The organism is Chloroflexus sp. MS-CIW-1, from assembly GCF_030444705.1.
Classification (GTDB): domain Bacteria; phylum Chloroflexota; class Chloroflexia; order Chloroflexales; family Chloroflexaceae; genus Chloroflexus.
The window spans coordinates 2,718,873-2,739,079 of record NZ_JAUBWR010000001.1 but is presented as its reverse complement, the minus strand read 5'-3'; the positions used below and the strand labels follow the sequence as shown (position 1 = coordinate 2,739,079).

The 20,207-nt window shown below is 53.8% G+C and carries 16 protein-coding genes; 9 read left to right on the top strand and 7 right to left on the bottom strand.

Features of this window, described 5'->3' with window-relative positions:
* The first annotated feature begins 18 nt into the window (after positions 1–18).
* Positions 19–1,254, top strand: coding sequence for a threonine ammonia-lyase (ilvA, locus tag QTO31_RS10945; RefSeq protein WP_301429104.1), 1,236 nt, complete (start codon positions 19–21; stop codon positions 1,252–1,254).
* A gap of 93 nt (positions 1,255–1,347) precedes the next feature.
* Positions 1,348–2,766, top strand: coding sequence for an FtsW/RodA/SpoVE family cell cycle protein (locus QTO31_RS10940; protein ID WP_301429103.1), 1,419 nt, complete (start codon positions 1,348–1,350; stop codon positions 2,764–2,766).
* Positions 2,767–2,834: 68 nt separating this feature from the next.
* Here the strand turns inward: QTO31_RS10940 and QTO31_RS10935 are convergent, their stop codons facing one another.
* The 3 genes from QTO31_RS10935 to QTO31_RS10925 all read right to left on the bottom strand — a co-directional run bounded on the left by QTO31_RS10935 (position 2,835) and on the right by QTO31_RS10925 (position 6,298).
* The gene (locus tag QTO31_RS10935) at positions 2,835–4,025 is read right to left on the bottom strand and encodes an FAD/NAD(P)-binding oxidoreductase (RefSeq protein WP_301429102.1); all 1,191 of its coding nucleotides are present in this window, start codon (positions 4,023–4,025) and stop codon (positions 2,835–2,837) included.
* Positions 4,026–4,088: 63 nt separating this feature from the next.
* Positions 4,089–4,784, bottom strand: coding sequence for a DUF1641 domain-containing protein (locus QTO31_RS10930; RefSeq protein WP_301429101.1), 696 nt, complete (start codon positions 4,782–4,784; stop codon positions 4,089–4,091).
* A gap of 113 nt (positions 4,785–4,897) precedes the next feature.
* Complete coding sequence (locus QTO31_RS10925; RefSeq protein ID WP_301429100.1) at positions 4,898–6,298, bottom strand: rhodanese-like domain-containing protein; 1,401 nt, start codon at positions 6,296–6,298, stop codon at positions 4,898–4,900.
* 345 nt (positions 6,299–6,643) lie between these two features.
* On the opposite strand from QTO31_RS10925, the gene QTO31_RS10920 reads away from it, so the two are divergent.
* Entirely contained in the window at positions 6,644–7,540 is an 897-nt protein-coding gene (locus QTO31_RS10920) for a LysR family transcriptional regulator (RefSeq protein ID WP_031458308.1), read from the top strand.
* Here the strand turns inward: QTO31_RS10920 and QTO31_RS10915 are convergent.
* The 4 genes from QTO31_RS10915 to QTO31_RS10900 form a co-directional block, all read right to left on the bottom strand.
* Positions 7,537–7,797, bottom strand: coding sequence for an anti-sigma factor family protein (locus QTO31_RS10915; RefSeq protein ID WP_031458307.1), 261 nt, complete (start codon positions 7,795–7,797; stop codon positions 7,537–7,539). The genes QTO31_RS10920 and QTO31_RS10915 overlap by 4 nt on opposite strands.
* Entirely contained in the window at positions 7,784–8,494 is a 711-nt protein-coding gene (locus tag QTO31_RS10910; protein WP_301429099.1) for an RNA polymerase sigma factor, read from the bottom strand. The genes QTO31_RS10915 and QTO31_RS10910 overlap by 14 nt, the downstream gene beginning before the upstream one ends.
* A 132-nt stretch (positions 8,495–8,626) precedes the next feature.
* The gene (gene pdo, locus QTO31_RS10905) at positions 8,627–9,292 is read right to left on the bottom strand and encodes a protein disulfide oxidoreductase (protein WP_301429098.1); all 666 of its coding nucleotides are present in this window, start codon (positions 9,290–9,292) and stop codon (positions 8,627–8,629) included.
* 85 nt (positions 9,293–9,377) lie between these two features.
* On the bottom strand, positions 9,378–10,562 hold the full coding sequence (locus QTO31_RS10900) for an MFS transporter (protein ID WP_031458304.1): 1,185 nt from the start codon (positions 10,560–10,562) through the stop codon (positions 9,378–9,380).
* Positions 10,563–10,655: 93 nt separating this feature from the next.
* On the opposite strand from QTO31_RS10900, the gene QTO31_RS10895 reads away from it, so the two are divergent.
* From QTO31_RS10895 to QTO31_RS10870, 6 genes are all read left to right on the top strand, one after another.
* Positions 10,656–11,372, top strand: a complete 717-nt coding sequence (locus QTO31_RS10895) for an esterase family protein (RefSeq protein WP_301429097.1) — start codon at positions 10,656–10,658, stop codon at positions 11,370–11,372.
* A 464-nt stretch (positions 11,373–11,836) separates the two neighbouring features.
* A complete protein-coding gene (locus QTO31_RS10890; RefSeq protein ID WP_031458302.1) occupies positions 11,837–12,409 on the top strand; it encodes a TadE/TadG family type IV pilus assembly protein in 573 nt (190 codons plus the stop codon).
* A 19-nt stretch (positions 12,410–12,428) separates the two neighbouring features.
* Entirely contained in the window at positions 12,429–13,019 is a 591-nt protein-coding gene (locus tag QTO31_RS10885; RefSeq protein WP_301429096.1) for a TadE/TadG family type IV pilus assembly protein, read from the top strand.
* 64 nt (positions 13,020–13,083) lie between these two features.
* Entirely contained in the window at positions 13,084–15,636 is a 2,553-nt protein-coding gene (locus QTO31_RS10880) for a pilus assembly protein TadG-related protein (protein WP_301429095.1), read from the top strand.
* 226 nt (positions 15,637–15,862) lie between these two features.
* Positions 15,863–18,463 carry a hypothetical protein gene (locus QTO31_RS10875; protein ID WP_301429094.1) on the top strand — a complete coding sequence of 867 codons (2,601 nt, stop codon included), beginning with the start codon at positions 15,863–15,865 and terminating at the stop codon, positions 18,461–18,463.
* 214 nt (positions 18,464–18,677) lie between these two features.
* Complete coding sequence (locus QTO31_RS10870; protein ID WP_301429093.1) at positions 18,678–19,286, top strand: AAA family ATPase; 609 nt, start codon at positions 18,678–18,680, stop codon at positions 19,284–19,286.
* The last annotated feature ends 921 nt before the right edge of the window (positions 19,287–20,207 follow it).

The following is a 20,207-nucleotide window of genomic DNA, read 5'->3' as shown; positions in this document are numbered from 1 at the left end:
GGGGAGCAATGACGTTCCATGAGTCGATTTGCAATTGAACTGGCTGATATTCAGTCGGCACGGCGGGCACTGCGTGACATTATTCTCCCAACGCCGGTGCTCCCAGCGACCCGTCTGAGCGCTGAGCTAGGCGGGCCGATCTTTTACAAGGCAGAAAATACCCAGCAGAGTGGATCGTTTAAGATTCGCGGTGCATATAACACGATTGTTCACCTTTCACCTGAAGAAAAGCAACGAGGGGTGGTTGCGCCATCTGCTGGAAACCACGCGCAGGGTGTGGCGCAGGCAGCGCAATTGTTGGGTGTCAAAGCAACCATCGTGATGCCCGAACGGGCGCCACTGACTAAGGTTGTAGCAACCCGACGTTTGGGCGCTGAAGTGATTTTGTACGGCGCAACTTTCGATGATGCAGTTACTTATGCCCACGCCCTCAAAGAAGAGCGCGGGTTGACCTACGTACACGCCTTTGATCACCCACGCGTGATCGCTGGTCAGGGGACGATTGGGCTGGAGCTGGTAGAGGCATTGCCTGATCTCCAGCAACTGGTTGTTCCGATCGGTGGCGGAGGCTTGATCAGCGGAATTGCCCTGGCAGTTAAGACTCTCCTGCCCCACGTGCGGATCGTAGGTGTTCAGGCGGCTGGTTGTGCACCGGTACCGGCCTCGCTCGCTGCTGGTCATCCGGTTACCGCACCAACCGCTCGTACTATCGCTGATGGAATTGCGGTCAAGCGTCCTGGCGATCTGACCTTGCCAATGATCCAGGCATTGGTCGATGAGGTGGTGACGGTTGATGATGACGAGATCGTTATGGCTATTGCCCACGTCTTGCAGTACAGTCGGCTGGTCGTTGAAGGCGCTGGTGCTGCTGGTGTTGCTGCTCTCCTGAGCGGCAAAGTACCGGTCAAACCACAGCAGGTAACGGCCACGATCCTCTGTGGTGGCAATATTGATGCCAATTTGCTGATGCGCGTTATCGAATATGCGCTGGTGCGTCAGGGGCGTTATCTCTTGTTGCGCACCAGTGTTGATGATCGTCCGGGAGGGTTGGCCGGGCTGGTCAATCATGTTGCGTCTACCGGTGCCAGCGTTATGGATTTATTCCACCGACGAGGCATGTGGCGTGTGCCGATTGACCGGGCCGGTGTAGAGTTAATTCTGGAAGTGCGTGACGAAGAACATGCTCAGATGGTCATTCAATCGCTTGAGCGGGCCGGTTATCACTGCGAACGTGAGCCGAATTGGCCGATTTGACGCCTGTTCACATGCTTGTACATGCCGAGTATGCACAGGCACTTGAGGAAGGGCGATGTATGCGTTGCCCTTACGCGCACAGAGGAATACGCCATGACAACATTACGTGACGCCTTTGGTCAGCTTCGGCGTCTGCGTCTGGTAGAATTGCAGCTTCTGATCACGGTGCTCCTTTTCTTTGCCGCGGGCTATCTCCTCGTTGTGGTAGCGACTGGGCAGAGTGAACTCCAGACCACCTTCCAGGGCCTGCTGCACATTCTCTGGCCATCAAGCCTACCACTCGTGCTCTTTCTTGCTATTTCTCTGGGTCTTTCGCTCCGTAGCCCAACTGCCGATCAGCTAATCTTACCACTGGTTGCGCTCCTTGCCGGCCTGAGCCTTATGATGACCGCCCGCCTTGAGCCAGGTTTGAACCAGATCGTGTTTTGCAGCAATGCTGCTGGTGAGCGTTTTCCGTGTTATGAAGGCATTGCGGCCAGACAGACCTTGTGGGTTACGCTCGGTACGCTGATTATGGCCACCGTCCTCTTTACTCCTCTCGACCAGATTTGCATCCGCTGGTTTCGCCATTCATTTATCGATGTGCTCGATCACTATCGCTACATGTGGTTGGCCCTCGGTATGATCCTTATCCTGGCAACATTTATTTTCGGCGTTGATCCAAACGCCAGTGGGGTACGGGTCTGGTTCAACCTGGGATTCTTCTACTTTCAGCCCTCAGAATTGCTCAAAATTATTCTGGTTATCTTTATGGCTTCCTACCTCAACGAATATCGCGAGGCGGTACAATCAAGTTACCGACTTGGCCCTTTTACATTACCCCCTCTCCCCTACCTTGTGCCACTGATAGGGATGTGGGGCATTGCAATGATGACAATCGTCTTTCAACGCGATCTGGGTGCGGCACTGTTACTCTTCGGGGTTTTCTTAATTATGCTCTACGCTGCCACCAGGCGTAGTCTCTATGTTATTGCAGGTGTCACTGCCTTTGCCGGTGGCGCCTATATACTCTACCGTCTCTTACCAATTGTTGGCCTGCGCGTATCGGTTTGGCTCGATCCATGGGCTACCGCTCAGGGTTCAGGGTACCAGATCGTTCAGGCTATCTACGCTCTCGCTTCAGGCGGCGTCTTTGGGGCAGGATTGGGGAGAGGTGTACCAGAGTACGTTCCGGCGGTGCACACCGATTTTATCTTCGTCGCTATTGGTGAAGAGATGGGCCTGGCCGGAACCTTAGCGGTACTCATCGCTTATATGTTACTCATCTTTCGAGGTTACCATCTGGCGCTGGCAATACCCGGTCGTTTTCGCGGCTTTGAACAACTCCTGGTGATCGGCCTGACCTCAATCATTGCTGTGCAGACGCTCATTATTCTAGGCGGTAATCTACGCCTCATTCCCCTGACGGGCATCACACTGCCGTTTATCTCGTATGGTGGCTCATCAATTGTCATTAACTTTTTGATTGTAGCGTTGCTCTTGCGAATTTCGGTGAGCGATCAACGATACTAGATGGGAAAAATGCAGGGACGACCAACTGGTCGTCCCTGGTTTATCGCTGGCGATAAAGAGGGAGGGCGTTACATCCGACCGCGAAGCATCCCATTCCAATACATCGCCGGTAACCCGTAGGCCTTGAGCGCATACATGCTGTAACGCTCCTGCGCTTGATCGAAGGGAAAGCTCTCTTTGGGTTGATTGGTGTAATCAAACTCTGCCAGAATCAAGCTGCCGTAGCCGGTCACCAATGGGCAAGAGGTGTAGCCATCGTAAGTGGCCGGTAACGTCTCTTTAGCCATTGCCGCCATCAGGTTTGCTACCAGCACCGGCGCCTGCTTACGAATGGCAGCTCCCGTTTTCGAGGTGGGCAAGCTCGAGCAATCACCGAGACTAAATACGTTGGGATAGCGTTTATGCTGAAGGGTATATTGATCGACATCGACCCAACCGCCGGTATTAGCCAGCGTGCTGCTCTTGATCACGTCGGGCGCACTCATTGGCGGTGATACATGCAACATATCGAAGTGAACCGTCACCGTCTCGCGGGTAGCCAGATTGAGGAAGACGGCCTCACGCGCCTCACCGCGTACCTCGATCAAATCGTGCTGGAAATGAACGTTAATCCCCTTGCGTGCGACCACACGATTCAACGCATCAGCATACTTCTTCACGGCAAAGATAGCCGCACCTGCGTGATAGAAATTGAGCTGGCTCTGCTGTCGTACCCCGGAGCGGCGGAAATAATCGTCGGCCAGATAGACAATCTTCTGCGGCGCACCACCACACTTGATCGGCGTGCTTGGATGGGTGAAGACAGCATTTCCGCCCCGGAAGGTGCGAATGTTCTGCCAAGTATACTCCACCGTGTCATACGAGTAATTCGAGCAGACCCCATTCTTACCCAACGTTTCTGGCAGTCCCTTCACCTTATGCCAGTCAATCTGAATGCCCAGCGCCACAACCAGATAGTCGTAGGTGATCGTCTCACCGTTGCTCAAGGTCAGACTGTTATTATCGGGGTCAAATGCCTTTACCGCCTCCTTCAACCACGTGACTCCTGGTGGGATGTAATCAGCTTCTGGGCGTGCCGATTGCTCACGAGGAAAGACTCCGCCCCCAACCAGCGTCCACAAGGGCTGATAGTAGTGTACAGTTGACGGTTCGATCAGCGCAACCTCCGGCGGATTTGGCTGACCCATAAGTTGGGCAGCAACGGTCAGACCACCCGTACCGCCGCCAGCAATGACAACCTGATAGTGGCTCTTTGCCATAGTGTGTTCCTCTCTAGTCGTGATACTCCCTGTTTACAACCTGTTCTCCGGCACGTTACCATCCTAGCCCGGCAGTTTTTGCCCGAATCGTTCGGCAAAATTGAGGGCAAAGCCAAGCGAACGTTGCACATCACGGTTGAAGAGTGCTCCCAACAATGCCATTGGGCCGGCCCGCCGTGGCTCACGTTGGGCGCTCACCAGCGCATGAGCTGCCGCCCCCATCACCTGAAGCGTCTTCGGATCAAGCACACCCGAACTCATCAATGCCTTCATCTCTTCTGACTGCATCAAGATGAGGAGATTGCGTAGTGCAGTCAACCCCTGGCGAACAGTACCCTCGATATCGATGCCTTGTCGATTGGCCGCAGCGTACAGTTCATCAATCATATCGACGGTCATTGCAGCAAAGCCGGGGGCCTGGCGAGCCAGTTGTTCGAGAGTTACCAACTGCTCACTCAGTCCGGCCAGGGCGCGGAGAGTCGCCGGCTCGGTCAAGCGCTCAAGGGCATGCAAGCCAACCTTCAATCGCTCGTCGATGTCGATACCCGCCTTCGCCGCATCCCGATACAATCCATCGACCGTATCGGTTGCCATGGCCAGCAGCGCTGGCGCCTCACTGGCCAGCGCATCAGCTTTCGCGAGGTGCTGTTCGATCCGATCCATTCGTTCGAGCAACTGACCGAGAAGTTCAGCAACGTGACCGGCCTCAAGGGCATGCACCTCGCTCGTTGTTCCACTGTTGGTATGCGCGTATGTCATAGCTCTCCTTACGTGTTGCGCCCGGCAGGTGTCGGGCAAAAACCATTCATTCGATGCCATTCACCCCACAGCAGGCACGGCCACTTCTGCTGTGGGGTGAGGGAACCCAGAAGCTATACCGCAACCGCCGAAGCTAATTCACGCCAGGTACCCTGCGGATCAACCAGGGTTGCAACATTGGTAAAACCAAATCGGCGCAGCAGGCTTGTACCAACCTGCGAGCGATACCCGGTTGCACAGTGGGCAATGATTGGCGTATCACGTGGAATCTCGTCGAGGTGGCGTGGCAGATAACCGAGCGGGATGTGAAGTGCACCGGGCAGGTGAATCTCCTCGTACTCGGTCAGATTGCGCATATCGAGGATCACTGCCGAACGGTCGGCTAATGCTGCACTGAGGTCTTTCACGGTAGCAGTTGGCAACTGCGCAAGGTTATCACCGAGTGCTGAAGCTGGCAGATACCCTGGAATATCATCAACCCCAATTGCCCGCAGATCTTTCAGAATCTGCTCCATGTCAGCATCATCCGGTACCACGAGGTAAGTTGGCTTGGTGAAATCGACAAACCAGCCAACATAGGTGCTGTACATCTTCCGAATCGGGACACTGATGCTCCCCGGTATATGACCGGCAACAAACTCGGCGGCACTCCGCAGATCGAAAACGAGCGCACCTTCCGCCAGCGCCTGGTCGAGCAGCGGACGTTCGATCTCAACCGGTGTTGCCAGATCGTGCAACAGAGCCGGTCCGACCTTGTTCACATACTTCATGCGGGCAAAGTAGCGTGGTGGTTCTGGTTGGCCTTTCAGAAGCCAGTGCACAAACGCATCTTCATCATCAAACTGGAACGCCGGATTAAAGCGCTTCTCGTACCCCAGCGTACTCGACGGAATTGCGCCTAAAGCCTTGCCACAGGCACTACCGGCGCCGTGGGCCGGCCAGACTTGCAAATAGTCGGGCAATGCCTTAAAGCGCTGTACCGATTGAAATTGCTTGCGCGCACCGGGTTCTTTGGTTCCGGCAATCCCAGCAGCCTCTTCCAGCAGGTCAGGTCGGCCTACATCACCCACAAACAGGAAATCACCGGTGAATACACCCATTGGTTGATCGGCAGCGGCAGTGTCGGTGATCATGAATGCGATATGCTCTGGCGTGTGTCCTGGAGTCGCAATTACCTGCACTTTAATGTTCCCGACCATCCAGGTATCACCATCTTTAACCAGAACTGCCTTCTCAATTTCGGGGTAAGCATACTTCCAGTTGGCATCACCCATGTCACTCAGGTACATTTGTGCACCGGTACGCGATGCCAGTTCACGAACACCGCTCACGAAGTCGGCGTGAATGTGGGTCTCGGTCACGTGAGTGATGCGCAATCCTTCCTTGGCTGCGACCCGCAAATACGGCTCAACGTCTCGCATCGGATCGATAACCATCGCTTCGCCAGTTTTGGCACAACCGATCAGATACGAAGCCTGGGCAAGCATCTCGTCGTAGAAATACTTCAGCAACATTGCTCTACGTCCCTTTCTTCATCTGTTCCGCTAATCAGCAGCTTCCCTCGTGCATCGCAGCATTGGCGCCAACTGCTTATTGAGAGTGTTGGGAGTTTTCGTACTTATATGGTACGCAGAAATGCCACTTGCCAGAAGCCGAAACATGCTTATACTATCTCTAAGTGACAACTTATAGCTTGGGAGTATGTCGTCTATTGCATCCAGTAATAAATACTTTTGGGCGTCGGAGCAGTGTTCGCTGATCGGTGAACACCGATCTGGATACAGCCTGGCGCGGGTTTGGCGAAGAATAAGGATGAACCCGTGCTGCGATACCAATGATGCATCCATACAGGAGCAACGATGCTCGATCTCTACAAACTCGATATCTTCACGCGGGTCGTGGCTGCCGGAAGTCTTAGCAAAGCTGCTGAGCAGTTACATATGACTCAATCGGGGGTAAGTCAGCACATTCGGGCGCTCGAAGATAGCCTGGGGACAGAGCTGTTCGTGCGTGGCCGCCGTGGCGTTGAGCTGACTCCGGCTGGTCAGCGATTACTCGCCTATTGCGAGGGGATTTTTCGGCTGGTGGCTGAAGCCGAACTGGCCGTTACCAATGTTGCCGGACTACGTGATGGTCAGTTGCTGATTGGTGTGACGCCTGGCGTGAGCGCCTACCTGCTACCCGAATGGGTGCAGATGTTCAGACAACGCTATCCCAACCTCGCAGTGAGCGCCCAGACCGGTACCACATTTGCGATTGTGAACGAATTGCGTAGTGGTGGCCTCGATCTGGGCGCTATCGAAGGCGAGCTTGATCATACGATAACGGATGTGCAACAACAGTCCCTCCGTGAATTTGATCAGTATGTGGTTGTCGGACGACGGCATCCGTGGTGGGGACGCAGTGAAGTACATCTGAGCGAACTGGCCGATCAGCCGATGATCATGCGCCAAGCGAGCAGCCAGACGCGCGTGTGGCTAGATCAGGCTTTACGCGAGCAATCATTGACACCGCGGATTATCGCCGAGCTTGATAACCTCGAATCGATCAAGCGAATGGTGATGATCGGTACCGGTCTGACAATTCTTCCCCTCTACGCTATTACAGCCGAGCAAGAAGTAGGCGCGTTACATCCAATCCCGATTCAAGGTCGGCCGCTACGACGCACCCTACGTTTGTTGTGGCGGGCGACCCGACCACTCTCACCAGTAGCCTACGCTTTCCGTCAGCTCTTGATGGCGCACTATGGACGCTAGTGGCGTTCTACCAGAAGGCGCTGCATTCGGGTAATTAGTCGTTCTTCCAAACCAGGCGGGAGTGACGGAGGGGCTTCTTCAAACTGATGAAGGAGAGAGAGCGTCTGCCGTAACGAGGCGAGCAGCGATTGACACTCTGGACATTCGCGCAGGTGCGCTTCCAGTTCGCTGCATTCAGTAAGGCTCAATTCGCCATCAAGATAGTCATTCAGGAGATCAATGAGATCTTCACAATGATAATGATCATTCGGTATCATCGTGACCCTCCTCAGTCGGCTCGACATAACGAGCCAACAGCTCACGCAGGCGTAGGCGGGCGCGATGCAGGCGTACCTTTACTGCACCAGGGCTAATCCCCAACTGAGCTGCTGTCTCCTCGGTACTCAAATGTTCGATGTCGCGCAATACAATCACCGCCCGCAACGCATCAGGTAAAGCAGCGATAGCCTGGGCAATTTCTTGCCGTAATTCGTCATCAAGCACGCTCCGTGCCGGATCGATACTCCAGCGCTGCGCGGGCTGCGGTGACGTTGTCTCAACATTGATGTCGCCTACGTCATCAAGATCGACCTGTGGTCGTTTCTGTCGCAACAGCATCAAGCCTTCGTTCGAGGCTATCCGATAAAGCCAACTTCGTAAACTACCGGTACCGTTGAATTCAGAAAGAGCAGCACATGCTTTCATAAAAGTGGTCTGTAAGACATTCTCGGCTTCATCGGCATCGCCTAGCAGATTGAGGGCGCGTGCGTAGACGAAAGGGGCAAACCGTTTGACAAAGCATGTACAGGCATCAGGATCGCCACGACGCAGTCCTTCCAAAAGTGCCTGTTCATCGTCATACAGGGAAAGATCAATGATTGGGCCTGGCACAGCAGTTTCTCCATCGCAGACAGTTGTCAGATGGGAACGTTCGGCTGAACAGTTCTTGACCGGCACGATTCTTGCGTTGATCATCTTCCCTCTCCCACGTTGTAGAACGGGAGAGGGAAGGGAACGGCGGAGAACGCCGGTGACTCTGTTGTTCAGACACTTCCTGAAAGTAGTATAGCATGTCTACGGTGAAGTACCTGTTGGGCGGCTACCAATCTACGCAGCCGCAGCAGCGATGGCTTCACGAAGCTTACTGACCATCATCCCTTCCGGTACCGCTCCTTCAATATGTACCAGATCGTCGATCACGGTCTTTGGAACCCCCATCACTGCATAGCGATCTCCTAATTCGGGGAACTCGGTCACTTCAATGCCTTCGGCAGAAATGTATGGGTTCGCCAATGCCAGCCGGTAGGCCATAACTACTGCTCGTGGACAATAGGGGCAGGTTGGAGTGACGAAGACCTGGAGGTGCATGGGGGCCTGAATTGTCTCGAGCAAGGCCATCGTTGCCGGTTGGAGATCGGGTTGAGCAGCCCCACCGGCCAGGCGAATCGCCTCAATAAGGGAAGCAAATTCATAGCCACTAGGTAACCCGGCAAAGCGCAACCCGTGATTCTTTCGTTCTTCACCGATGAGAAAGACGATTCCGGGCGCTTTATCGACACCCAGTTCGGTAGCATATGCTTGATCCTGTTCAAGATCGAATACCCGCAGGCTCAAGAGCGGATTGAGGGCCACAACCTCTTGTAACAGCTCGTGCGTTACCTCGCTATATTCCCCACTCTCAGCCGAGGTAAAGAGCACGATCTCTACCGGTCGATTCAGGCCGGCAAATGCTTCCCGCACCGCCTTGCGATCTTTTTCCTGCATGAGCGCCATTGTTTCATTCCTTTCACGCCATCAAGATAATTACCGTTGCTGCTAACAAGATGCAAAGCCGGTGCGTTTGGTTACATTGCCGATCTTATGCACGGCCTTCGCGTATTGTCATGATACCAAAACCGACTGCACCGAGCACCAGGATTCCGGCCAATATACTATTGAATCCATAGCCAATTGTGATACTCAGCCATGGCGCGATCAACGAGCCTAGAATACGGCCACCTCCAATAGAGGCTGTCATCGCGGCGAGTACCGTCCCACGTCCCTGAGCGCTCAGGCCGCTGACCAGCGGAAAGGTAGAGACAATCGCAAACTCAAAGCAAAGATCAAACGCTAGGAGGAGCGTAAGAAAGAGGAACCAGGATGTGCTGTGTGGTAACAGCAGTAACCATACACCGACCAGGGCAAAACCACCCAACACCGCTCGTCGTTTGCCTATCTGATCGGTGAAGAGGGTTGCCATGAGAGACCCGGCCAGCTCAACGATTCCCAATAAGCCAAAGACGAACCCCAATTCGGTTGTTGTTGCACCAAACGTACTGCTTAACCAACCGGCATAGCTCACAAAGATCAGTTCAACCGCTGCCATCTGAACAAAGATAAACCCCAGTGCAGACAGGATCACCGGTTGACGCACCAGAAGCCACAAACGATGCTCAGAAGCGGAACGAATGTGTGGCGCGTGAATCTGTTCGTCATTCGGGAGCGTCATTGTAAGCGCAACATTTACTGCTCCAACAACAGCTAATGCAAAAAAGACCGTTGCCAGACCGAAATGATCGGCCGTCCACGTCACCAAGGGTACGCCGATCAGAGCCGACAACGCCCAACTCAATTCCAGAATACCGAGCATACGTCCGCGCTGCGTATAATGACTACGTGCGCTCACATAACTTTGCAATGCCGGCATTGCAATGGCAACCGCCAACCCAATAATGCCGTATCCGAATAGAAACAACTCAAAGTGCTGACTCCATGCACAAACAACTGTGCCGATTGCGAACAGTACCCCACTCCAGAAAATGGTACTCCGATCGCCAAACCGGTCGCTCAGCATACCACCCAGCGGACTCAGCAATGATGCTCCCACCTGAATGGTGATGAGTAAGCTGGCTGTGCTTAGATTGACCGCGAAACTGGTCGCAAGAAATGTCAATAAGGGATACACCAGACGAAAGACCAGACTGATCAGCCATCGCATCCAGACCAGAATTGCTATATGAGGCCAGGATAATGTTTGAGATGATGTTGTCGAAAGTGTGGTCATAACGAAAGATACTCCTCGGTTGACAGGCCGACTTCAGCAGGCTATCATTTTACGTACTGCAATCGCCAATGTTGTAATGAATACCGTGTAATTATGCAACGCCAATACCACGCATGGCACAGCCCTGCCCTCAATCGAACGATGGAACTCCTCATTTTCGGTCATTCCGGTGCCCCCGTTTTGGTCTTTCCCACTTCACACGGGCGCTTCTACGAGTACGAAGACCGTGGGATGGTCGGAGTGCTGAGCCATCATGTAGATCAGGGCTGGATTCAATTGATCTGCGTTGATAGTGTGTACAGCGAAAGCTGGTATAACTACGCGGCCGATACGGATGCCCGTATGTGGCGAGAAGAACAATACGAACACTACCTGATCACCGAAGTCTTACCACTGGTTCGCCATCTCAATCCTAACCCATTTCTGATTGCAACCGGCTGTTCGTTCGGCGCCAGCGAGGCAGTCATCTTTACCTTACGCCATCCAGGGTTGGTACGGCGGGTGATCGGTCTATCAGGGTTATACGATCTGAAGCGCTTTTTCACCCACTATACTCAGGGAGTCTATTTTCACAATCCGGTGGATTTTGTGCCCAACTTGAGCGACCAATGGACAATTGATCGGTTGCGCGAGACTGACATTATCCTGGCAATCGGCCGTGAAGACCCTGCTGCCTGGTCTAATGAGCTGCTGTCGAGCCAATTGTGGGGCAAAGGCATTGGCAATGCCCTGCGGATATGGGATGGATGGTGTCATGATTGGCCGTACTGGCAACGTATGATCGTGCAGTACATTGGTGGCCACGATTAGTAAGGGTATGGTGCCGCCGTGTCCCTACGGTGCCGTGACCGGCAGTGCGGGCGGGGCTTTGATGGACGATGCGGGCGGGGCCGCGATGGACGGTAGGGGCGAAAAAATTTTTTTCGCCCCTACCGTTTGTCCGTCCATTGACCATCCGCATCGTTCATACGGTTGACCGGCCATCTCGTCCATGCGGTTGGCCGTTCATATCATCAAATGCCATTGACCATCCGTATCGTTCATACGATTGACCGTCCGTACCATCAATGCCATTGACGTCCATATCGTTGGTGTGGGTGATACGATTATCCCAACGATGGCGTTCCGATCCATTGGTGTGTGGTAGAGCACAACCCGAATTACTAAGAGATATGCAAACGCATCTGAAATCCGGTACCTTCGGACTATTTTGCCGTTCTGCCGATTGCCATATACTGATAAGCAGAGCAAAAGCTTTTGCAGGAGTGTGTGCGATGGAGACCAAATCTGGACAATCGATTGTCGAAATGGCACTCTTGCTGCCGGTGATGTTGATGGTGCTCTTTGGTATCATTGAGTTTGGCTATCTAATCTTTGCTTACTCAATGGTATCGCAAGCGGCACGTAACGGCGCCGAGGCAGCAGCCCAGCTCCCGCCCTATCAGACCTGGCTGGACTTACGGAATAATCCACCGGCTAACTATCCTGGCTTTACCGCCGATCCCTGCACTCGCGGAATTATGGAAGCAATTCGCTCGGATATTGTATTGTTTGATGGTACTGCTAATGAAGGGCGACGAATCGAAGATTATGTCACCATTCGTTATCCAAATGGCAGTCAAACCCGAAACCTTAGTGATCGAGGTCCAATTGAAATTGAAATCAACTACCCGGTACGCAGTATTACACCACTCTTTGATATGATCGGTCTTCCAAATGGAACTCTCAATCTGCGCGTTGTTCAGCGCCGGTCCATTGAAAACCTGGGCGTTGACCCAACGCGCCCACGTGGAGTAGCCTGTGCTCGTGATATTAACGACTGGAATCAGAACTTCAGGCAACCGTAAGTAGAGAGGGGGTGATGTTATGAAACAACGGCGCAAAACAACCGGTCAGGCAATCGTCGAATTTGCCCTCTCGGCAACGGTGATTTTTCTCTTACTTTCGGCAGCGGTTGATCTTGGTCTCATCTTCTTCACGATGCAGGCATTGCGGGCTGCCGCGCAAGAAGGGGCTACTTACGGTAGTTACCCACTAGTAGTTACCAACAGCAGCGGCCAGGTCACTGAAGTACGTCTCAACTATCGCGAAATCTTCAATCGTATCCGCACCGCTGGTGGCACCCGTCCGACAGGTGTAGCAAACCTTCTTGATCTCAATGGTGACGGGATTGATGACGCGAATCAATCAGCCGTTTTCAACGCTAGCAATCCAACGAATCCTAACGGGTTTGTTATTATTGAAAATCCCAAAGGACCCAATCCGGCTAATTTAAGCGGTACCTGTTCAACAACTACCCCACGTACTGATATGCGCAATGCGGGTCAGAATTGTTGGATCAGGGTCACTATTCGTTACCGTTACCGTCTCTTCTTCCCATTTGCACCAGCTTTTGGGCAAGAGATTATCTTGCGGGTAACGCACACAATGCCTATTCGCAGTCAATTTGTTGGCTAAGATATAACGTTTTGTTGAATGTCACCGTGCGTTATAGCGTCAATGCAGCACATGGAGGAAATGTATGAAAAAGGGATGGAGCACACACCGTTCATTACGGCGAATACGGGGGCAGAGTATTCCATTGCTGGCCCTTATGATCGTCGTCCTGATCGGAATGGTGGCACTTTCGGTCGATGTAGGGCGTACCTTTGCCGAAGAGCGTCGCGCTGTTGCTGCGGCCAATGCAGCTTCACTTGCAGCGATGAACACTTACATCCGCCGACCTGCGGGAACCACGAACACGGTTATCTACGACTCAATCGTCAACTCACTGCGTTCCAATGGAATTGAGGTAGATAACAATCCAAATATTCGCCTGGAAGCCTTCTATTTGAACGCACGCGGTGAACCGATCGAGGGTGGCGCCCGTATCACCCGTGATGGTACTGTCGCACCGGATAACGTTGCCTACATTCAGGTTAATCTGAGCGGCAACGTTGACACCTTCTTTGCACGGATCGTTAATCAAAATCAGTTGCCGATTGCAGCTACCGCTTACGCCGGTACCTGCCCGCCAACTGATGGTGTGTACCCCATCGGTATCAATAATTACTATATCGATGGTAACAGATTCCGCTATCCCGGCGATGCAGATGGTGATGGTCGGCCTGACAACAACTGGACAGAGTTGGCGAGCGGTACCTTTAGAGGCTATACCAAAATGCGGCTCTACCTGGCCGACAACAATCAACCAGGCCAGTTTGGCTGGTTGCGCTGGCTTGATGGCCGGGGTGCCAGTGGCGCCAATGCTAATAGCGCCCAAGAGCTAGAGATGGCGCTTTCCGGTACCGGTACGCTCTCGAAGGGCTTCATGGAAGCACCGTGGCCGAACATCAATCTTCCACGACCGGAAAACTACCCCGAGCGTCCCGGTGAGCTGAACGTCGGTGATTGGGTGTACGGCAGTTCAGGTTTCACTGCAAGTAATGATCGGCGCGCTGCCCTGGATGCCCATATCAGCAACCAGACAAGAATGGTGCTACCAATTTACGATGTCGCCGCCGGTCAAGGGTCGAATGCAGTCTACCGCGTCGTTCGATTTGGTCTGTTTGTCTTAACCGAATACGGTCGTGAGCGCAATCGCCCCTACATGGATTTCATCTTCCTCGGCACGCCGAATCGCCAGGGGACGGCATGTTCGGCTACGCCGCCACCACCTGAAGACACGAGTGTCGTCCGTTTGACCGGTAGTGTTGAGCTATGGCCCGAGTATCAGGTAAATGTAAACGACCAGCCACCAATTCAGTACGTGGTTATTCTTGACGCAACCGGCTCGATGAGCATGGATTTCTACGGTCGCGGGAAGGTAAATGGGCAGACTCGTCAGTGCATCACCGGCCCGCCCGGCTGGCCAATACCGGACGATCCCAGTTGCGATGGTTCACCATCCTTTGCATGGACTCCGGTACAAGAACGGCGCATCTACGTAGCAAAAGAGGCAGTACGTCTCCTCATTAAGCAGACCAACATGCCTGGAAATCCGGGGTATGATCCTAATCGTCCAATCGACCAGATGGCTATTATCTGGTTCAATCATAACGTGCCGTCAGACCGAATTATGTTAGGTGGATTTAGCTCAGATCCGAGTGCGCTAGATAGAGCTGTTCTCGATGCAGGAGCAGTGAACGGACAACCATACCTGGCGCAGGGCGGAACCAATCTAGCTGGTGCTATATACCGAGCTAATGAAGTGCTCAGTCGTGCACCATCTACCACCAGTCAGCTTGGTCGGCAGTGGACGTACCGAAGGGCAGTTATCCTGGTGACCGATGGTCTGGCTAACATTTTCCTTAATACCAGGAATAGTACTCTGAATGGCGGTCAAAGCAACATGAATACCTATCCAGTAGGCCATGTATGCCGACATTCTGGCGTGACCGACGATGCGCCATGTCAGACCACTGAAGTAGGTGGGAAGTATAATGGCATGGATCGACCTGTTACCCAAATGGTACAGGAAGCGATGAAACTCAAGTCGAATCAGTCAGTTCAGACCGATTTTTACGTGCTGGCTATTTCGGTTGTGCCTACCGTTGGCTTGCAGGATGGGGTTGCTTCAACGCCACGCCACTTCTACATGGCATCGACGCTCGAACGCGACTCAAGTGGATTGACAAACGTTGATCGTATGATGCTGGCGATCAATGAACAACTTGAAAGGGGGCCATGCATTAGCGGCAGTGACGGCGAGTGGCGTGGAACTATTCCGGGTAATCATTTCCAGTCGATCAATGGTCTAAGATATCCGAACGTCGGCGAGGTCATTCTGGAAAACTTCTCAACCGGGAGCGTGTACCGAGCGCCGATTGTGGCCGGTACTGACGGGCGCGTGCGGTATACCTTCGAGTCAATCCCGCGAGGAACTTACCGTTTGCAAGCCTACCTCTTCTACCGCCATCCGCTCGATCCACCCACGGCTTTGCCGCGTATGTACAGTCGGCTCTTCAATGGTAGCTCGAGCCAGTCTGATATGGTCGTTGTGCTTGAGCCAAGTAGTCAGGGAGTGGGTTTCATCTCAACTATTGAGCAGAATCTACGCCTGCGCCTCGATGGAAACGTCTGTAGCGTGAACTAGGTGCCAACGTGGTATGCCGCAGAGACAGATACTTTGTCTCTGCGGCATCACTCTGTTAATCGTAGGATTGGTGTTGTCGAACCCATCATACCTGAATGGTTGCAAGCATCCAGGCTTTTACACCTGGCGTAATGTATGTGTGAGCCGGAGGCCGCGAACTCAGCTAACCTGGTCTTAGCCGGTTCAACCTCACGATACACAGCTCCCAGGGAGGATCATAATGAGTATGTCTCGGCAATTTCAGCGATCGCTGACGCTATTCATCATAGTGGCGACCGGTATGGCATGGCTCCTTGTTTCACTACCGCCAGTGGCTCGTGCTCTTGATGACGAAACCGGTGTTCTCGAAATTATTGACAACTCGCAAGCCGATTTTGCCAGCGGTGTGTTTCAGCGAACGGTGGTCGCCGCCTCGCCCTCATCACCCAGCAGTCCTGATGTGGTTGGCGCGGTTGAATTGGCGCCAGCCGGTGCGCTTAATCGCAGCAATTGGTTCATCGCTTCAGCGCAGTTACCTCAACCGCTAAGCGATGCGCCGGTGGTGAGCCTTGGCAGATATTTGTTTGTGATTGGCGGCGCAACCAGCCCGAATCCAGGAGAAGAAAACCGTTCTTCGTACATTTACCGTGGGGTAGTTAATCAAGAGACTGGGAGTCTGGAAACTCGCGATCCAGTTCCACCAGGTAATGATGCCTTCACTGCATTTACAATTCCAGCCGTCGATCCAGGCCCTGAATGCAATATACCCCTGGCCGGACGTTCACGGGCCGGAGCGGTAGCCGTTCCAGCGACGACCGGCTCCAACTTGGGGTATATCTTTGTTATCGGCGGAAGTATGTACGATCAGGATTGCGCAACCTACGATTTCTCCACCAACATCGTGCAGCGGGCCACCGTTGACGCGAATGGAGATATCGTGGCTGGTGGCTGGAGCGCACCCGATAACTGGCGCTTCCCAACGCTGGATATTAACGGAAATATCATTACTAATCCCGATTCACCCGATCTGCGCGGCATTCAGAACGTACAGGTTGTGCATGTACGCACCAGCAATGGTACTGATTACATCTATGCTATCGGTGGCCTTAGTATTGCCCCGAGTCAATTTTTGCAGGAGGATATATATCCACACGTCTTCTATACAAAAGTTGATAGTAACGGCAATCTCGTCCATCCGACCAACGCTAGCGCGGCGACCGTATGGGCTAGGCTCGCTGACCTTCCGTTTGCAATCCACTCTGGCACGGCAATTGCTGCCAGTACTACCCGCATCGAAGGTGGGACGCCGGTACAGAAAGATGCTATCTTCTTGCTAGGAGGGTGTACTGATATTGAATGTAATACACTCAACACGTCAGTACGCCGCGCCGACGTGAACCCGACCAACGGCACGCTAATCTGGACCAATCAGGTTGCTCGCACGAGCGGTGGTGGTACGCAACCGATCAATATTCAGGGCCGGCAAGGAGTGACTGGTATCAGCTTTAACAATCGGCTCTACTATGTTACCGGCTCAACTGCGACCGGTACGCCAGGTGCTTCTGGAGCTACTGCCACGATTCCGGTCGCTATTTATAATGACCAGTTCTTGCTTGAGGATTTGACTGCGAGTGGCAACTATTTCGTTGGGACCAATGAAACCAGCGACTTTGTCCTACCATTACCAAATAGGCGGCTTAATGCGGCAGTTGCGCTGGTGCCAGCGGTTCCTCCTTCCAATGGCACGACACAGGCCAATGCGGCATGGATGTATGTTATTGGTGGGTCAAATCAAAACAACCAGCCGACCGATACTATTTTCGTTGGTGGTGTTGGCGGTGCAAATGAGACAACCGGCACAACTCGCGTCTCAGAAGGCTGGTACTACTCGAAGCCGTTTCCGGTGCTGACTAGTGGCGAAACCTCGCGATTGCTGGCGATCAAGTGGGCTACGGACTTGAATCGGCCAACACAAAACCCTGATGCTGACATTCGGATACAATTCCGGGCAGTGGTGACCAGCGGTACCTGCCGTGAGAGTGACTTTGATCCGTCCACGTCATCAACAAATCCCTCGCGCTGGCGTGATCTTGATGGTGATACGTCATCGCCTCTGCGTTCAATGAATGGTGAAAACGAGGTACGCTTGATCAATGCTTTCCCTGATGAAGAGATCAAAGCAACCTGTATGCAGTATCGGGCGCAATTCTTACAGGACCCTGGACTACCTACCTTTACGCCACGTTTGCGCTACTTTGCGGTCGAGAAGGTAGTTGCTGCCAAACCCGATATTCTGATCGACGAGTTTGATGTGCAAACAAACAGTGGGGGATTTGCCAACATTGTGCTCAGGTTGCGCAATTTGCGTAACAATAGTCTTTCAGCAACGCGCAGTGTCGTTGCGGCGAGTGGTGGAGGTAGTTTCTTCGTCGATCTCTGCATTGCACGTCGCACCAATCCTGGCACGCCAGCGCTAACGGCCGTACCGGCGCCAGATCCGAATGCTGGGGCCAGTGCTACACCTTCCTGCGCGACCGTCAGTGCCCAGGTGCCGAAACACGTGATGGAACCGGGGGCAACATACTCCATTGCGCCGGACCAGTGGATAAAGTCGCAGGGTGGTGGCGAGGTTAATTGGAATGAGATATTCGGTGAACCGGGGACGTATGATATCGGTATCGTAGTTGACTACAACACTATGGCGGGTGAAGATGCACAAGGACGCAGTAATAATCGTGGTGAAAATGTCTCACCGCCGAATGGGATTATTCGCACGATTACGATTACCGCGCCACCAAATCCACAGCCGTCTAGCTACGAGATTTTTGTACCGGTTATCAATCGTTAGTGAAACGCTTCAACTGCCAGGTAGGAAGGTTGAAGGATTGGTTTGTTGATAACATAACATAAGGGGCAAAGCATTGCTTTGCCCCTACGGGTGGATCAAAAAATGACGTTTCCTGATCGTTATATCTTGTCAGGCAGTGGGTTGGGATAATATCTCGACACGTTGTGCGGTGCGAAATGCCGATTTTAGGTGAAACGTAAGGATCGGTTTGCTCATGACATGTAGGTGGGGTAGGGGCGATGCGGTGCGTCGCCCCTACGAAGACATGCAAACACCAACGTTGATCATCATTACCGGTCATCCGGCAACGGGTAAGACAACGCTCTCACGGGCGCTGGCCAGTGGCCTGCGCCTGCCGTTGTTGAGCAAGGATACGTTCAAAGAGTTGATGTTTGATGGGCTGGGCTGGTCGGATCGGGAATGGTCACGAAGCGTTGGGGCTACAGCGATTTCAATCCTTTACCATACGGCTGCAACGATTCTGAGCAGTGGTCAATCGCTCATTGCAGAAAGCAACTTTCGCGCTGATCTGGATACAGCACGGATGCTGTACTTGCACGCTGTTGCTCCTTTTAAGCCCATCCAAATTCGCTGTACTGCCGATGGTGAAGTGTTAGTTGAACGTATTCTCAGGCGCGTTGTACAGCAGCAGCGGCATCCCGGTCACTGCGACGATTGCTCTCCCACCGATCTCGAGCTGGTGCGAACTCGGGGTGCTATTGAGCCATTACCACTCGGTGGACCGCTCCATACGGTAGATACAACGTTTCCTGAACAGGTTGATGTGCCGGCGATTTTGCACTGGATAAGGGGGTATCTATAGTGTCTTCTGACCTTCCCCCTCGTCCCCTGTCGCAAGCGGAAGGGAGAAGGTGGGGGCTGGAGAAGAAGAACGTTGGCCCCCTCACGCAATGGTTGCGTGCTGGGAGTGCGTGCCGCTGGCCCGCATCCTGATGGATGGAACGGGGGAACCGGTGTCAGCGCTGGTGCTGCGGAGCGGGCTTGGCGGCCCTCACCTTCCCCCTAGCCCCTTCCTCTCCCGCGCTGCGGGCGAGGAAGGGGGATGGTAGGGGCTGTACCTTTTGCCGTTGTCCCCTGTCGTTTCGCCACGGGGCGAGGAAGGGGGGATGGTAGGGCCGTACCTTTTGACGTTGTCCCCTGCCGTTTCTCCACCGGGCGAGAAAGGGGGGATGGTAGGGCCGCACCCGTTGTCTCCTGTCGCAAGCGGAAGGGGGAAGGTGGGGGCTGGAGAAGAAGAACGTTGGCCCCCTCACGCAATGGTTGCGTGCTGGGAGTGCGTGCCGCTGGCCCGCATCCTGATGGATGGAACGGGGGGAACCGGTGTCAGCGCTGGTGCTGCGGAGCACGCTTGGCGGCCCTCACCTTCCCCCAGCCCCTTCCTCTCCCGCGCTGCGGGAGAGGAAGGGGGAGATGGGAGCCTCTCACCTTCCCCCCTCACCCCCTGCCGCTCCGCCACGGGGAGATGGGAGCTCCTCACCTTTGCCCTCGCCCGCTTCTTCTCCTCCACAGGGAGAGGAAGGGGGAACGGCGGGAGTGAAAGAATATTGGCAACCTCCCACGCAATGGTTGCGTGCTGGGAGCGCGGGCCGTTGGCCCGCATCCTGATGGAGGGGTGCACTGGTGTCAGCGCTGGTGCTGCGGAGCACGCTTGGTGGCCCTCACCTTCCCCCCTCGTGCCCTGCCGCTCCTCTACGGGGAGATGGGAGCCCCTCACCTTCCCCCC

What these genes read in the sequence shown, in the direction of transcription:
- ilvA (WP_301429104.1), top strand. Translation starts at nt 19, where the DNA reads ATGAGTCGATTTGCAATTGAACTGGCTGATATTCAGTCGGCACGGCGG.
- QTO31_RS10940 (WP_301429103.1), top strand. Translation starts at nt 1,348, where the DNA reads ATGACAACATTACGTGACGCCTTTGGTCAGCTTCGGCGTCTGCGTCTG.
- QTO31_RS10935 (WP_301429102.1), bottom strand. Translation starts at nt 4,025, where the DNA reads ATGGCAAAGAGCCACTATCAGGTTGTCATTGCTGGCGGCGGTACGGGT.
- QTO31_RS10930 (WP_301429101.1), bottom strand. Translation starts at nt 4,784, where the DNA reads ATGACATACGCGCATACCAACAGTGGAACAACGAGCGAGGTGCATGCC.
- QTO31_RS10925 (WP_301429100.1), bottom strand. Translation starts at nt 6,298, where the DNA reads ATGTTGCTGAAGTATTTCTACGACGAGATGCTTGCCCAGGCTTCGTAT.
- QTO31_RS10920 (WP_031458308.1), top strand. Translation starts at nt 6,644, where the DNA reads ATGCTCGATCTCTACAAACTCGATATCTTCACGCGGGTCGTGGCTGCC.
- QTO31_RS10915 (WP_031458307.1), bottom strand. Translation starts at nt 7,797, where the DNA reads ATGATACCGAATGATCATTATCATTGTGAAGATCTCATTGATCTCCTG.
- QTO31_RS10910 (WP_301429099.1), bottom strand. Translation starts at nt 8,494, where the DNA reads ATGATCAACGCAAGAATCGTGCCGGTCAAGAACTGTTCAGCCGAACGT.
- pdo (WP_301429098.1), bottom strand. Translation starts at nt 9,292, where the DNA reads ATGGCGCTCATGCAGGAAAAAGATCGCAAGGCGGTGCGGGAAGCATTT.
- QTO31_RS10900 (WP_031458304.1), bottom strand. Translation starts at nt 10,562, where the DNA reads ATGACCACACTTTCGACAACATCATCTCAAACATTATCCTGGCCTCAT.
- QTO31_RS10895 (WP_301429097.1), top strand. Translation starts at nt 10,656, where the DNA reads ATGCAACGCCAATACCACGCATGGCACAGCCCTGCCCTCAATCGAACG.
- QTO31_RS10890 (WP_031458302.1), top strand. Translation starts at nt 11,837, where the DNA reads ATGGAGACCAAATCTGGACAATCGATTGTCGAAATGGCACTCTTGCTG.
- QTO31_RS10885 (WP_301429096.1), top strand. Translation starts at nt 12,429, where the DNA reads ATGAAACAACGGCGCAAAACAACCGGTCAGGCAATCGTCGAATTTGCC.
- QTO31_RS10880 (WP_301429095.1), top strand. Translation starts at nt 13,084, where the DNA reads ATGAAAAAGGGATGGAGCACACACCGTTCATTACGGCGAATACGGGGG.
- QTO31_RS10875 (WP_301429094.1), top strand. Translation starts at nt 15,863, where the DNA reads ATGTCTCGGCAATTTCAGCGATCGCTGACGCTATTCATCATAGTGGCG.
- QTO31_RS10870 (WP_301429093.1), top strand. Translation starts at nt 18,678, where the DNA reads ATGACATGTAGGTGGGGTAGGGGCGATGCGGTGCGTCGCCCCTACGAA.